Annotated in this window: 8 protein-coding genes; 2 read left to right on the plus strand and 6 right to left on the minus strand. The window is 61.3% G+C overall.

Annotated elements, in window-relative coordinates:
• Positions 1–123 precede the first annotated feature (123 nt).
• On the plus strand, positions 124–2,847 hold the full coding sequence (gene ligD, locus SFY93_RS13080; RefSeq protein ID WP_320447416.1) for a DNA ligase D: 2,724 nt from the start codon (positions 124–126) through the stop codon (positions 2,845–2,847).
• Between the two features lie 107 nt (positions 2,848–2,954).
• Here the strand turns inward: ligD and SFY93_RS13085 are convergent, their stop codons facing one another.
• Positions 2,955–3,119 (minus strand): DUF3309 family protein, encoded by a 165-nt coding sequence (locus SFY93_RS13085; protein WP_081422059.1) that lies wholly within the window; start codon positions 3,117–3,119, stop codon positions 2,955–2,957.
• 155 nt (positions 3,120–3,274) lie between these two features.
• Between SFY93_RS13085 and SFY93_RS13090 the strand changes: the two genes are divergently transcribed.
• Positions 3,275–3,586, plus strand: coding sequence for a polyhydroxyalkanoic acid system family protein (locus SFY93_RS13090; RefSeq protein ID WP_320447417.1), 312 nt, complete (start codon positions 3,275–3,277; stop codon positions 3,584–3,586).
• Between the two features lie 230 nt (positions 3,587–3,816).
• Here SFY93_RS13090 and treY read toward each other — a convergent pair whose 3' ends face one another.
• From treY to treS, 5 genes are read right to left on the minus strand one after another with little or no spacing between them, the layout of a single operon-like run.
• Entirely contained in the window at positions 3,817–6,609 is a 2,793-nt protein-coding gene (gene treY, locus SFY93_RS13095; RefSeq protein ID WP_320447418.1) for a malto-oligosyltrehalose synthase, read from the minus strand.
• Complete coding sequence (gene treZ / locus SFY93_RS13100) at positions 6,609–8,375, minus strand: malto-oligosyltrehalose trehalohydrolase (RefSeq protein WP_320447419.1); 1,767 nt, start codon at positions 8,373–8,375, stop codon at positions 6,609–6,611. Before treZ ends, treY begins: the two co-directional genes overlap by 1 nt.
• Positions 8,372–10,450, minus strand: a complete 2,079-nt coding sequence (gene glgX, locus SFY93_RS13105) for a glycogen debranching protein GlgX (protein WP_320447420.1) — start codon at positions 10,448–10,450, stop codon at positions 8,372–8,374. The genes treZ and glgX overlap by 4 nt, the downstream gene beginning before the upstream one ends.
• 3 nt (positions 10,451–10,453) lie before the next feature.
• Positions 10,454–12,595, minus strand: a complete 2,142-nt coding sequence (gene glgB, locus SFY93_RS13110; protein ID WP_320447421.1) for a 1,4-alpha-glucan branching protein GlgB — start codon at positions 12,593–12,595, stop codon at positions 10,454–10,456.
• Positions 12,592–15,891 carry a maltose alpha-D-glucosyltransferase gene (gene treS / locus SFY93_RS13115; RefSeq protein ID WP_320447422.1) on the minus strand — a complete coding sequence of 1,100 codons (3,300 nt, stop codon included), beginning with the start codon at positions 15,889–15,891 and terminating at the stop codon, positions 12,592–12,594. The genes glgB and treS overlap by 4 nt, the downstream gene beginning before the upstream one ends.
• Positions 15,892–15,897: the final 6 nt, after the last annotated feature.

The raw sequence follows: 15,897 nt of genomic DNA on the forward strand, positions 1-15,897 counted from the left end.
CTACAAATGAAGCGCGCAGGCCGCAAAGTATTGCGCTGGCGTGGATTTCCAGGAACTTCAACGGCAATTGTCGGTTTTGGTTCCGCGCCGGATCATGCGCCAATGCGTTGAGTGGGGGACGGTGTGGCTAACAAGCAGCTTCAGATCTACCGCCGGAAACGCGATTTCGCGCTCACGAAGGAGCCCGCCGGGCAGATCGTGGTCGCGCCCGCGAAGCGCCGCCGCTTCGTGATCCAGAAACACGATGCCACGCGGCTGCATTACGATCTGCGGTTGGAGATGGACGGGGTGTTCAAGTCGTGGGCCGTCACGCGCGGGCCGTCGATGGACCCTGCCGACAAGCGTCTCGCTGTCGAGGTCGAGGACCATCCGCTCGATTACGGCGATTTCGAAGGCACGATTCCCAAGGGGCAATATGGCGGCGGCACCGTGCAGCTCTGGGACCGCGGCTATTGGGAGAGCGACGATCCGGACAAGGGCTTCAAGAAGGGCGACCTGAAATTCACGCTGGACGGCGAAAAGCTGCAAGGCGGCTTCGTGTTGGTGCGCATGAAGCATGACCGCAATGGCGGCAAGCGGACCAACTGGCTGCTGATCAAGCACCGCGACGACTTCGTGAAGGAGGGCAAGGCCAACACCATCCTAAATGACGACAAGTCAGTGGCGTCCGGCCGGACCATGAGCGCCATCGCCTCAGGAAAAGGGAAGGCGCCGAAACCGTTCATGATCGCGAAGACGGCGAAGATCAAGCCGGACGCGGTGTGGGATTCCAGCGAGGGGAGTGCTGCTGATGCGCGTGCGAAGAAGGGCGGCAAGACCAAGGCTGATGTAGGGGAGGCGAGGACCGAGAAAGCTGCAGGCAAAAAAACCGTGACAAGGAAGGCGGCCAAGCCATCGGCGAAGCCGGTCAAGGTCGCAAGGATGCCTGGCTTCGTCGCGCCTCAACTTTGTAACGTCGTGGATCGGCCGCCCTCCGCGGATGGCTGGGCGCATGAAATCAAGTTCGACGGCTATCGCGTGCAACTCCGCGTCGAAGACGGCGAGGCCACCCTGAAGACACGCAAGGGGCTCGACTGGACGGAGAAGTTTCAGGCCATCGCCAAAGAAGCCACCGGCCTGTCGGATGCGATCGTCGATGGCGAGATTGTCGGCCTCGATGCCCATGGCGCGCCGGACTTCGCGGCGCTGCAGGCGGCGCTGTCGGATGGCGAGACCGATACGCTCATTTTTTTCGTATTCGACCTTCTGTTCGCTGAAGGCGAAGATCTGCGCAAGCTGCCGCTTGGCGAGCGCAAGGAGCGATTGAAGGCGCTACTCGACAAAGCCCGCGGCCGTCGCAAGGAAAGCCTCATTCGCTATGTCGATCATTTCGAGACCGGTGGTGACGCCATTCTGCAGTCGGCCTGCAAATTGTCGCTGGAAGGCATCGTCTCCAAGAAGCTGTCGGAGCCCTATGTGTCAGGCCGTTCGCAACACTGGACCAAGGCCAAGTGCCGGGCCGGCCATGAGGTCGTGATCGGCGGATGGAAGAGTAATGCCGGCAAGTTCCGGTCGCTGATGGTCGGCGTCAACAGAGGCGATCATCTGGCCTATGTCGGCATCGTCGGCACCGGCTTCGGCCAGGACAAGGTCACGCGCATCATGCCGGCATTGAAGAAAGCGGCGGCGAAGACCAGCCCGTTCGGCGGCAAGGAGACGCCGCCGGGTGGCCGGGACGTGCACTGGCTCAAGCCCGAACTGGTGGCCGAGATCGAATTCGCAGGCTTCACCGGCGCGGGCATGGTGCGTCAGGCGTCATTCAAGGGGCTGCGGCAGGACAAGCCAGCCGATGAGGTCGAGGCCGAGACTCCCAAGAAGACCGAACTTGCCGAGCCGACGCCGAAGCGCAGCGCGAAGAAGACTGCCAAAAGCTCCGCAAGAAAAGCCGCGCCCGCAAAAGCTGCGGCCGGCAATGCCGTTGTCATGGGTGTCTCGATCTCCAAGCCTGACAAGGAGCTATGGCCGGATGCCGGCGATGGCGAGCCGGTTACCAAACGCGATCTCGCGGTGTATTTCGAAGCCGTGGGCGACTGGATGATGGACTATCTCAAGGGGCGCCCGTGTTCGATCGTGCGCGCGCCCGACGGCATCGACGGGCAGCAGTTCTTCCAGCGCCACGCAATGCCGGGGACATCCAACCTGCTCGAACTCGTGAAAGTCTCCGGTGACCGCAAGCCTTACTTGCAGATCGATCGGGTCGAGGGTCTTGCGGCCGTCGCGCAGATCGGCGGGCTCGAACTGCATCCGTGGAATTGCGCGCCTGATGCGCCGGATACACCGGGGCGTCTGGTGTTCGATCTCGATCCGGCGCCTGATGTGGAGTTCATTGCCGTCGTGGATGCGGCACGCGAGATGCGCGAACGGCTCTCGAGCCTCGGCATGGAGAGTTTCTGCAAGACGACCGGCGGCAAGGGCCTGCATGTGGTGGCGCCACTGCTGCACGGCGCGAAGGACAAGGTCGACTGGAAAACGGCGAAGAGTTTTGCGCAGGCCGTGTGCCAGCAGATGGCCAGTGACGACCCCGAGCGCTACCTCCTCAACATGTCGAAGAAGCTGCGTGGTGGAAAGATTTTCCTCGATTATCTGCGCAACGACCGGATGTCGACCGCGGTCTCGGTGCTGTCGCCGCGGGCGCGAAAGGGGGCCACGGTGTCGATGCCGCTGACATGGCCACAGCTGCGCAAAGATCTGGATCCGAAGAATTTCACTGTGCGCAGCGTCCTGTCGCTAATGGCGAAGAGCAAGGCGTGGGCGGGTTACGAGGATGCTGCGTCGTCGATCAAGTCGGCGATCGGGAAAATGAAATGACGCTCACCGTCATTACTCGCTTTCGCGGGTGATGACGGTGAGAGCGTACGCACATGGAAAAGCGCGCGATCCTTCCGGATCGCGCGCCTTGAAATCAATATCCGCTCTTACAGCTTACCAAGCAGCAGGAGGATCAGCAGAATTACCACGATGAGGCCAAGACCGCCGCCGCCGTAATAGCCGGTGCCGTAGAACGGACCGCCGCCGATACCGCTGAAACCACCAAGCAAGGCGATAATCAGAATGATCAGAATGATAGTACCAATGGACATGGATTTCTCCTCAGCCTGGCAGACGGACAAGCCTGCTGCCTTCATGCGATAAAAACGCGCAGACATCCCCAAGGTTCCATGAGTGAAACTTTGATTACGACTACCGTCGGGCGAAATCGCGCTTACATCCGTGTGAGCTAACAAAGGATCATGAGATGTCTGCACCGCTCGTCGTTTCCATTCCGCACAGCCTCGGCCGCGAGGAAGCTGCGCGCCGGCTCAAGACAGGACTGACACGGGCAACAACTAATGTACCAATGTTGAAAGTTGACGAGGAGCGCTGGGACGGCGACCGGATGATCTTCCGCGTCCGTGCCATGGGGCAGGCGGCGTCCGGTCATGTCGATGTGGCCGAGGATCATGTCACCGTCGAAGTGGTGCTGCCCTGGTTGCTGCAGCGTTTCGCGGAAGTGGCGCAGGCAGCGATCAAATCGCGCGGAAATCTGCTGCTCGCGAAAAAGAGTTGAAGCGGCGATTGCGGCGTGCAGAAAATCTCACGCATCTTCAATGTCTGTTGCTGCGCAACATAAAAGTGCCGTGCGATAGTGCGGCGCACGCGAGTTTGATCGTAAACCACTCGCAAACAATTTGATGAAAAGCTTTGAGCACGCGGAGGAAGGGAACCGACCTTTCTCGAGTCGGCACGACATCCGCCAGGCCGTCCGGCCGTTGATCCCGGGCGGCCTTGTCGTGTGTGCTATCGCAAACGCGTCGAACGAATGCGTTTCGGCGCGGCATGTGCCTTCACGATCGCCATCGGAATCTGCCTGAAGAGCTTGGCAACAGAGAGCTGGATCGCGCCGTTCTTCTGCGCAGAACCTTCAACGAGGTAGCCGGGAGCGATCACTGTCGCGTCGAAGGTCGTCGCCTCCGGCCAATGCCGCCCGCCTTGCGTCGCTTCGGAAAAAGCGCGTGGGATCACGACGATTGCCGCGTCGCGCTGATGCCGCCGAGCAAAGGCGATGATGTGCGCGGCATGAGGTCCGGTCACTTCAAGTGGTTCGTAATCGCCATCGGTGAAGACGGCTGCCATCTCGGTGCGGCGTTTCAAAAGCTCGCGCGTCCAGGCGAGCTTGATGTGGCCATCATCCCAGTGCTGCGCCAGTGCCGCCCAATCCGGTTGCTGCAGTGCCTTCAGCACTTTCGCGCGTTCGGCGAAATCCACCGGGCGGCGGTTATCGGGATCGACCAGCGAGAAATCCCAGAATTCGGTGCCCTGATAGAAGTCCGGCATGCCGGGAATGGTCGCTTTCAGCGTGATCTGGCTGAGTGAATTCAACGCGCCGATCAGCGACGTGCGTTTGGCAAAGATCTCAAGCGCTGCAAGAAATTCCAGCGACTGGGCCGGGTCGAGAATGCGCTCCAGAAACATGCGCAGACCCTTCTCATAGGTGTCGTTGGGGTTGAGCCAGCTCGTTTCCTGCTTGCCCTCGCGCGCCGCCTTCAGCGCATAGGCCTGCATCCGCTCGAGGAAGGAATTGTCCTGCCCGCCGAGCGGCCAGGCGCCGATAAGCGCCTGATACAACATATACTCGAACGCTGCGGAGGGCGCGCGCATCTCGCCGTCAACAACCAGATGCGGCGCGTTCAGCAACTTCCAGCGGCTGACAGCACTGGCCCATTCACCGGGCATTTCGGCCAGCGCCAGCAAACGCGCGCGGGCATCCTCGCCGCGCTTGGTATCGTGGGTGGCGGTCGAAGTCATGCCATGCGGCCGCTCGAGCGCGCGTGTGATCATTATCTCGTGGAACGTGGCGACAGGTATCGCTTCCGCTGCCGGCTCGCCGCCAACTTCGTTGAACGCCAGCAGGCGATGATAGCGATAGAAGGCGGTGTCTTCGAGCGACTTCGCCATCGTCGGCCCGGTGAACTGCTGCACCTTCAATGCAAAGCGTCGCACCCGCGGCTTGCTATGTGCGGGGCGGCCAGGCTTCAGCAGGTCCAGCGTCAGAGCGTCGCGCAAGAAGTCGAACAAGCCTTCATCGGCGCCGAACCAGTCGGCGCGAGCTTTCTCGATGGTCGTGGCGATCAGTTGCCGGTCGAGGGCAGATGGACCGGCGGTGGAGAGATAGGTGCGATAGACCGGGAAATGCAGCACGTAAAGTTCGAAAGCCTGACGCAGCGTGTCGGCGGAGAAGTCGCGCGTTGAATAATGCCCGTTGGCGATCCGTGCCAGCAGACGCGTCAGCACGGTGAATTCGCTGAGCAGCAGCGTATCGAGCACGCGGCGCTTGGCTTCCACCAGTTGCGGTTCGAATTTCGGCGAGACGTTGCTCACCTGTCGCCAGGTTTCGCCCAGTGGTTCCAGGCCTTTTTCTTCGACCAGCACCTGCGTGATCACATTGAGCCATTCATAGCCGGTGGTGCCATGCACGCCGGCGAAGGGCACCAGCTTCTCGTGCTCGCCGAGAATCTTCTCGACCACGACATAGAACGGCTTGGTGCTGTTGCCATGCGCCTCGCGGATCAGCCGGCGCAGCCGTTGGAAATATTGCGAGGGATCGTGAAGGCCGTCGATGTGGTCCAGCCGCAACCCCTGCAGCTTGTCTTCGGTAATCAGCCGTTTGATGAGCGAATGGATCGCCTCGAACGTATCGGCGTCCTCGATACGCAGGCCAGCCAGCGTATTGACGTCGAAGAAGCGGCGGTAATTGATCTCGCTCGATGCCAGGCGCCACTGACCGAGCTTGTAGTGCTGGCGCTCCAGCAGCATGTGCATGGCCTGAATCTGGGCGGGCCGATCCAGCCCGGCGCGATAGGCGTCGAGGCCGCGCGTGATAACCTCGGCAGCGCCGTCGATCGACGCCAGCTGCTGCTTGAAAGCCGGCGCTTCCCGCCGGTTGGGATGGCGGAGGCCTTTGTGCCTGGCCGCCAGTGTCAGGATTGCGCGGCCGGCTGGCGTGTTGCCGGCGTCGGCTTCCTTGACGATGGTGCGCAGCATCTCGCTGTAGCGCTCCGGCGCGATCGGCAGCCGATGTTCGAAATACCAGGCCGAGAAGCTGCCTTCCTCGGCGTCGTATTTCAGCTCGATCTCGCCATTGTCCAGTGCCTGGCCATAAGAGCTACCGATGATCGGTAGCAGCAGGCCGCCGCGTGCGCGATAGGGCAGGGTGTCCCAGTCGATGTCGAAGGAGACGGCGTGCGGCGAGGCCTGTCCCCATTCCAGCACGTCGAGCCACCACGGATTGTCAGCGAAATGCACGCCCACATGATTGGGCACAAAGTCGAGGATCAGGCCGATATCGTTGGCCTTCAGCGCGGCACTCAGGCGCTCGAAACCGTCGTCGCCGCCCAGCTCCGGATTGAGCTTGGTGTGATCGACAATGTCATAGCCATGGGTCGAGCCGGCGCGCGATTTCATGAAGGGTGAGGCATAGAGATGGGTGATGCCAAGCGCCTTCAGATAGGAGACGATGCCCGCGGTGGCATCGAAATCGAAATCCTTGGTGAGTTGAATACGGTAGGTCGCGACGGGAATCGCAGGAGCCATTATCTATCTCCGATCCGCCATATGACGGACCACGGCGTCCCCACGCCGGTGGTAGTGTTGCCCCAAATTGTTGTGCCTGTGCTCGGCGGTGCTGCGTTGACGGCCTTGTCGGAAAGATTGGCCGTGAGATGCAGCCTGCTGCCGTCACCCATCTTCCAGAAGGCCGTGAGCAAACCGTCGTCGCTCGCCTCAGCCTGGCCGAACCGTGCGCCAGCGAGGCGCGGCACGATGTGCTGCTTGCGCAATGCGAGCAGCTCGCGAACCAGCGTCAGCCGCGTCTTACCCGTGGTCGTTTCGCGATTGCTCCAATCGACAAAGGCCGAGCGGAACGAGCTCTCGTCCAGCGGATCGGGAATCTCGTCGCCATATTTTTCGTAGGCGCTGGCGAATTCCTTCTTGCGGCCATTGCGTACGGCATTGGCGAGATCGCCTTCGAAATCGCAGAAAAACGGGAATGGCACCTTCGAGCCCCATTCCTCGCCCTGAAACAGCATCGGCACCATCGGCACCAGCAATGTAATGGCCAGTGCAGCTTCGATGGCCTTGGGCTTGGCCAAGGTCTCCAGCCGATCGCCAAGCGCGCGATTGCCGATCTGGTCGTGGTTCTGCAGGAAATTCACGAAGGCCGCCGGTGCGAGTTCGCCTGATGGTTCACCGCGCGGTGCGCCGTCGCGATGCGCCGACGACTGGCCCTGATAGGCGAAGCCCGAGCCCAGCGCCCGTACGATATGATCGAGCGGCTTCGGTGCGTAGTCGCTGTAATAGCCCTTGTCCTCGCCGGTGAGCAGCACGTGCCAGGCATGGTGATAGTCGTCGTTCCACTGCGCGCGATATTTGCCGCGCGGCGGGTTGGTGGCGGGATCGAGCAGAGTGGCGCGGTTGTCGTCGTTCTCGAGCACCAGATGGATCAGCCGGCCGGTGTCGGCGGCTAGCTTGCCGACCTCGCGGCTCAGCTCGTGCAGCATCGGGATCTCGCCCTGTTCGGGGATCGCATGCACGGCATCGAGCCGTAGCCCGTCGAAGCGATAGTCGCGCAGCCACGCCACGGCATTCTCGATCGCGTAGGCCCGCACCTCCGGCAGGTGATAGTTGATCGCCGAGCCCCACGGCGTATGCGCATCGCCGAAGAAGGACGGCGCATACTGCCCGATGTAATTCCCTTCCGGGCCGAAGTGGTTATAGACGACGTCCAGAAACACCGTCAGCCCACGCAGATGCGCCTCGTCGATCAGCGCCTTCAGATCGTCCGGGCGGCCGAACATCGCGTCCGGCGCATACCACAGCACACCGTCATAACCCCAGTTGCGCTTGCCGGCGAAATCGGCCAGCGGCATCAATTCGAGCGCGGTGATCCCCGTCGCCACAAGGTGATCGAGCTTCTCGATCATCGCGCGATAGGTGCCCTGCGGCGTAAAGGTACCGACATGGGTTTCAATCAGCACGGTCTCTTCCCACGGCCGCCCGCGCCAGTCGGTCGCGCGCCACGGATAGGCCTTGTGGTTGATCACTTCGGAAGGGCCGGCGATATCGTTCGGCTGAAAGCGGGAGCCGGGGTCGGGCACGTCGGTCTTGCCGTCGATCCTGAAGCGATAGGTGGCGCCGGCTTTCACATCGGAAATCTCGGCGGCGAACCAGCCGTCATCGCCGGGCGTCAAGGGATGGGATTGATCGCCAAGTACCACGTCGACGCGTTGCGCCGCCGGCGCCCAGAGGCGGAAGATCGCGCCTTTCTCGGTCAGCCGTGGTCCGAACGAATGAGCGCTCATGCTGGCGTCCCCGCAAAGGCAAGCACCGAGCGCGCTGGCGCATCGATGTCGCTGCCGGGGGGCAGGATAGCGATCGAGAGCTTTTCGTCGGCGGTGTTTAGCACCTGCCGCCAGTTCTTGTATTCCAGCATCTTCGGCAGCTTGAACGGAATGCCTTCGGGCGCTGCGTTCAGCACGATGAAGATCGGATTGGTGTTGTCGCCGGAAGCGCTAAGCACATAGGACAGGAAGCGCCCGTCTGGAAACGCCCAGTCCGTCTCGGTCATCTCGTCGGCCGAGGGCGTCAGCCACAGCACGCCATAGGTGCCATCGGCGCGGCGACCGTCGAGCCAGCGTTGCGTGGTGATCTGCGGAAAGCGCTGTCGCAGCTGCGCCATATGGCCGATGAAGTCGGTGAGATCGTCGTCCTTATCACCGAGATTGTCCCAGCCGACCCAGCCGATCTCGTTGTCCTGACAATAGGCATTGTTGTTGCCGCCCTGGGTATTACCGACCTCGTCGCCGGCCAGCAGCAGCGGCACGCCCTGCGCGAGGAACAGACAGGCGAGCTGGTTCTTGCGCAGCTGCCGGCGCAGCGCCAGCAGCTCGGGATCATCGGTCTGGCCCTCGACGCCGAAATTGTTGCTCAGATTGTCGCTGGAGCCATCGCGATTGTCCTCGCCATTGGCCTCGTTGTGCTTCTCGTTATAGGCAAACAGGTCGGCTAGCGGGAAACCGTCATGTACGGTGACATGGTTGATGCCAGCGCGCTGCTTGCGGCCGTCATGGTTGAACACGTCTGACGAACCTGTCATGCGACTGGACACTTCGCCGATCAGCGAGCCTTCGCCGCTCCAGTAGCGGCGCATGGCGCTGCGATATTTGTCGTTCCATTCCGACCACTGCGATGGGAACGCACCAACCTGGTAGCCGCCCATGCCGAGATCCCAGGGTTCGGCGACCATTTTGACGTTCGCGAGGACAGGGTCCTGCCGGATGGCGGTGAGGAAACCGCTATTGCGATCGAAACCATTCGGCCCGCGGGCCAGCGTGGTTGCAAGGTCGAAACGAAAGCCATCCACGTGACACACCTCAACCCAGTAGCGTAATGAATCCATCACCATCTGCAACACGCGCGGATGCGTAAGGTTCATCGAGCTGCCACAGCCCGTGAAGTCGTCATAGAATCGTGGATTGTCCGGCATCAGCCAGTAATAGGAGGCGTTGTCGATGCCGCGATAACTCAGCGTCGGGCCGAGATGATTGCCTTCGGCGGTGTGGTTATAGACCACGTCGAGCATCACCTCGATGCCCGCATCATGCAGCCGCGCGACCGTCGTGCGGAACGCATCGAGCGGATTGTCGGTGCCGTAGCGCGCTTCCGGTGCGAAGAAGGAGAGGGTGTTGTAACCCCAGTAATTCACCAGCTTCATTTCCACCAGCCGGCGGTCATCGACAAAGCTGTGCACCGGCAGCAGCTCGATGGTGGTGACGCCAAGCCGTTTGAGATGCTCGATCATTGACGGCGACGACAGTCCGCGATAGGTGCCGCGCAGTCCTGGCGGCACGTCCTTGCGGGTCTGCGTCAGGCCCTTCACATGGGCCTCATAGATGATCGTGTCTTCCCACGGCACGCTCGGGCGTGCTTCCTTGCGACCCCAATTGAAGGTCTCGTCGACCACCACGGCCTTCGGCATGCCGCGTGCATTGTCGCGGCGGTCGAAGGAGAGGTCCTCGCGCGACGAGCCGGTGCGATAGCCGAAATGTGCATCGCTCCAGACGAGACGCCCGGCCAGTTTCTTGGCATAGGGGTCGAGCAGCAGTTTGTGCGCATTGAAGCGATGCCCATGCTCCGGTTCATAGGGCCCGTGCACGCGATAGCCATAGAGCTGGCCCGGCGAGACATCGTTGAGATAGCCGTGAAAGACGTGCTCGTTATATTCCGGCAGTTCGATGCGCTCGAGCTCGCGCCGCCCCTGACTGTCGAACAGACACAGTTCGACCTTGGTGGCGTTCGCAGAGAACAAGGCAAAGTTGGTCCCCCGTCCGTCCCAGCTTGCGCCGAGGCGGGAGGGCATGCCGGCGGATAGTCTCATGCTCTAGAATTCCGGTACGAGAAAGAGTGCGGCCAGCGGTGGAAGGGTCAGACTGAGTTCGGGGACAAGCCCCTTGGCAATGACTTCGCCCGAATTTCCGACATTGCTGCCGCCATAATGCGCGGCATCGGAATTCAACACCTCGCGCCAGGCGCCGGTGAACGGCACGCGGACGCGGTAATCGTGATAGACGTTGGGCGAGAAGTTCACCACCACGAGGCACTGCGTGCGCGGATTGGCGCCCTTGCGCAGCCAGGCGAAGACGTTGTTGCCGGCATCGTCGGTGATCATCCATTCGAAACCGGCGGGATCGCAATCGAGTTCGTGCAGCGCCGGCTGGTTGCGATACAGCTCGTTGAGATCGCGGATCAGCGAATGGATGCCGGCATGCTTGTCCTGCTCCAGTAGGTGCCAGTCCAGCGAGGTATCGTGATTCCATTCGCGCTCCTGGGCAAATTCACAGCCCATGAACATCAGCTTCTTGCCGGGATGGCCGAACATGAGGGAATAATACGCGCGCAGATTGGCGAACCGCTGCCAGTCGTCGCCCGGCATGCGGCCCAGGATGGACCGCTTGCCGTGCACCACTTCGTCATGAGAGAGCGGCAGCACGAAATTTTCCGAGAAGGCATATTGCAGCCCGAACAAGATGTCGTTGTGTTGATACTTGCGATAGATCGGATCCTTGCTGATGTAATTCAGCGTGTCATGCATCCAGCCCATATTCCACTTGTAGCCGAAGCCCAGTCCGCCGAATTCGACGGGACGCGATACTTGCGGCCATGCAGTGGATTCCTCCGCTGCAGTGGTCGCATTCGGGAATTTCGCGAAGACTTCGGTGTTGAAGCGGCGCAGGAAGCTGACGGCCTCGATATTCTCGCGACCGCCATATTTGTTCGGAATCCAGGCGCCGGCTTCGCGGCTGTAATCGAGATACAGCATCGAGGCGACGGCATCGACGCGCAGCCCATCCACATTGTAACGCTCAAGCCAGAACAGCGCGTTGGAGACGAGGAAGTTGACGACTTCGGTGCGGCCGTAATTGTAGATCAGCGTGCCCCAGTCCATGTGCCGGCCCTGCAGCGGGTTGGCATGTTCATAAAGGGCCGTGCCGTCGAAATTGCCGAGGCCATGCGGATCATCCGGGAAGTGCCCGGGCACCCAGTCGAGCAGCACGCCGAGCCCCTCGGCATGACAGGCGTCGATCAGCAATGCGAATTCTGCCGGCGTGCCGAAGCGGCTCGTCGGCGCATACATGCCGGTCGGCTGATAGCCCCAGGAGCCGTCAAACGGATGCTCGTTGACCGGCAGGAATTCCACATGGGTGAAGCCAAGATCGCGGGCATAGCGCGGCAGCGTCTCTGCGAGGTCGCGATAAGTCAGCCATTCATTGTCGCCCTTGCGGCGCCACGAGCCCAGATGCACCTCATAGATCGACATTGGCTTGTTCAGCGCATTGATGTGATCCGGGGCAGGGCGCGGATGCGGGATCCTGGTTTCGTCGAGCACGATGGACGCCGTGGAGGGCCGCAGTTCGGCGGCGAAGGCCATCGGGTCGGATTTTTGCGTCAACTGACCATGCGGGCCGATGATGTCGAACTTGTAGTGATCGCCGGGCGTGGCTCCGGGAACGAACAGCTCCCAGTAGCCGGCACCGCGCACGCGCATGGGATGACGCCGCGCATCCCAGAAATTAAAATCGCCGACCACGCTGACACGCTTCGCATTGGGCGCGAGCACCACAAATCCGACGCCGCTGACGCCTTCAAGCACCATCGGATGGGCGCCGAGCTTGTCATAGAGCCGCTGATGGGTGCCTTCGCCGAGCAGATAGAGATCGAACTCGGTCAGGATCGGCGGAAAGCGATAAGGATCGTCAAGATCGACGGATCTGTCGCCATAGCGCGCCCGCAGTTGATACTTGGTCGAGCCATTAGCCAGCGCGCCTACAAACAGCCCGGCGTCATGCACGCGTTCTAATGCCGTCGTCGCACCGTGATCGTCGATGGCATCGACCTTCACGGCTTCCGGCAGGAAAGCGCGCACGACCGTCTTATCGGCTTCCTTGTGGGGGCCGAGATAGTGAAATGGATCGGAGTGGCGGCCTTCGACGATTGCGTAAGCCTCGGCGGGCAAATTTGTCATACGGCTTCCTCAGAATACTGGTTCAGAATGCGCAGAATGCCAGTCAGTGGCACCCGCAGCCAATCTGGCCGATGCGCAAGTTCGTATTCGATTTCGTAGAGCGCCTTTTCCAGAAGGAAGAAGTTCAGCATTTCCTTGGTGGCTCCCGCGTCTGCCGGCCACAGCCGCGCATCAGTCATGGTCTCGCGATAGGCGTCAACGAACGCCGTGGTGGCACGTTCCCGCCAGGCGTCCAGTGCCGCAGCCAGCTTGCCGGTGTCGTCCGAAGTTACCTTGAGTGCGCGTTCCAGCGCTGCCGTTGCCGAATAATCGATCGAGCGAATGAGCCCGGCGATATCACGTGCAGCGGGCGCCTTGCGGCGGCGCTCATCGATCGACCTGCGCGGTTCACCCTCGAAGTCGATGATGAAGATATCATCCTTGACGATCAGCATCTGGCCGAGATGGAAATCACCGTGATGGCGGATCTTCAGTCCGTCGATATTCTCCGGCAGCAGCTCAGTCAGCCACCCCCGCAAGCCGTGGCGCAGTTCCAGTACCTGATCGATCAGTGCGCGATCCGAATCCCTTGCAGCATTGCGACGTTGGGCGAGCGCACTAAATACCGGCTCCGCACGCGTGACGATTTCATTGATCCAGAGCCTGATATCGTCAGGCGACGTCGGCTCCGGCTTGAAATCCGGGATGTCGTCGCGGCTGGCCAGCGCCATCTGCATCTCGGCGACGCGGCGGCCGGTCTGCGACATATAGAGCAGATACGGCACCTGCTCTTCACTGTGCGGGGCGTGGTCATCCGCCGCCAGCAGGCGCTGCTCATCGGCGAAACGGTCGAGATAGGCCGATGTCACCGTCCAGGCATCGCCCTGATTCTGCACGAAGGCATGCACGATGGCGACGGCGGTGCGTTGATCGCCCTCGACCAGTTCGACACTGCCAAGCAAAGCCGGCGTATTGGTGAAGCCGGCGATATCCGTCAGGAAACGGCTGACCTCGATCTCCGGATTGATGCCGGCCTGCAGCTTGCGATAGATCTTCACGACATAGTCGTTGTCGACCAATGCAGTGCTGTTGGACTGTTCGGTTTCGACCGCACGGATGTTCTCCAGCGGCGCAGCCGGCTTTTCGGCAAGCTTGGTCGTTGGCCGGAATTCCAGACGGTTGCCCTCTTCTTCGACGGTCAGTGAAATGCGCAAATTGTGCAGCAGCAGCGCAATGAAGATGTGGTCGGTGGCGACATCGAGCAGGGTGCCTTCGCGTGCGCCCTGGCGGACAGCGGCAAAGGCTTTCGGATTGTAGCGTTCACGGTCGAAGCGGGTCCACTCGATCTGCATGGGCAGCAGATAGCGCGTCGCCACATTGCGCTGCGTGGTTTCGAAGAACACCAGCCATGGGCGGTTGTCGCCGATCTCGCAGAACGGGATCGCGCCGGTGAGCATGGGCTGGATCGCCTTTGGCTGTCGCTCCGGATACCAGCGGCTGCGCGCCAGGAAGGAAGGCAGCACGTCGCGCTCGAACACACCGCGCGTACGGGCGAGAGTCATCCAGGTCGAGCCGAGCGGCACCACCAGCGTTTCGAATTCCGGTACCACCGGCGGCTGCGAATGTTCGGAGACATCGCGGAGCTGCAGCTGGAACCAGTAGAAACCGTAAGGCGCCAGCGTAATCATGTAAGGCAGATCGCCGATCGGCGGGAATTTGGTGCGGCCGAGCATTTCCAGCGGCACGCGTTCCTTCCACGGCGACAGATCGAGTTCGGTGGCCTGCGCGGCGCGCGACAGGTTGGCGACGCAGAGGATCGCTTCGTCGCCGAGTTGGCGCACATAAGCGAGAACGGAGCGGTTGTCGGGGCGGATGAAGGTCATGGTGCCGCGGCCGAAAGCCAGCGTCGATTTCCTGACAGCAATGAGGCGCTTGGTCGCCGACAGCAGCGATGACAGGCTGCGCGACTGCGCCTCCACGTTCACGGACTCGTAGCCGTAGATCGGATCCATGATCGGCGGTGCGTAGAGCCGCGCGGGATCGGCGCGCGAGAAGCCGCCATTACGGTCCGGCGCCCATTGCATCGGTGTGCGCACGCCGTTGCGGTCGCCGAGATAGATATTGTCGCCCATGCCGATCTCATCGCCGTAATAGATGATCGGCGTGCCGGGAAACGACAGCAACAATGAATCCAGCAGCTCGATCTTGCGGCGGTCGTTGTCCATCAAAGGCGCCAGGCGACGGCGAATGCCGACATTGATGCGGGCACGCGGATCGTTCGCATAGGTCGACCACAGATAGTCGCGCTCGACGTCGGTGACCATTTCCAGCGTCAGCTCGTCGTGATTGCGCAGGAACATCGCCCACTGGCAGTCGCCGGGAATGTCCGGCGTCTGGCGCATGATGTCGGTGATCGGGAAGCGGTCCTCCTGCGCCAGCGCCATATAGATGCGCGGCATCAGCGGGAAGTGATACGCCATGTGGCATTCGTCGCTGTTGCCGAAATATTCCTGCACGTCCTCCGGCCATTGATTGGCCTCGGCGAGCAGAAGCTTGCCCGGCGCATAGGCATCGAGCTCGGCGCGCAGATGTTTGATGACCTTGTGCGTTTCCGGCAGGTTCTCGTTATTGGTACCGTCGCGCTCGACAAGATAGGGGATCGCGTCCAGACGGAAGCCATCGACGCCGGCATCCAGCCAGCGTTTCATCACCTGCACCACGGCAGAGACGACGCGCGGATTGTCGAAATTCAAATCCGGCTGATGCGAGAAGAAGCGGTGCCAGTAATAGGCCTTGGCTTCCGGATCCCAGGTCCAGTTCGATTTTTCGGTATCGGTAAAGATGATCCGGGTGCTCTGATATTTCTGGTCGGTGTCGCTCCAGACATACCAGTTGCGCGCACTGGAGCCGGCCGGGCTGCGGCGGGCGCGCTTGAACCAGTCATGCTGGTCCGACGTGTGATTGATGACGAGTTCGGTAATCACGCGCAGGCTACGGCGCTTGGCTTCGTGGATGAAGCGCTTGAAGTCCTTCATCGTGCCGAAGTCGGGATGGATCGAACCATAGTCGGCGATGTCGTAGCCGTCGTCGCGGCCCGGCGACGGATAGAACGGCATCAGCCAGATGGTGGTGACGCCGAGATCCTGCAGGTAATCCAGCTTCTCGGTCAGGCCGATAAAGTCGCCGATTCCGTCATGGTTGCTGTCAGCGAAGGTCTTCACATGCAGCTGATAGATGATGGCGTCCTTGTACCAGAGCTTGTCGATCTCCTCGGCGCGCTGTTTCGCTTTAACGTCGATATCGGTCATTACGTTCATGTCAAC

Origin of the sequence: Tardiphaga sp. 42S5, from assembly GCF_034044155.1 — a bacterium.
GTDB lineage: Bacteria > Pseudomonadota > Alphaproteobacteria > Rhizobiales > Xanthobacteraceae > Tardiphaga > Tardiphaga robiniae.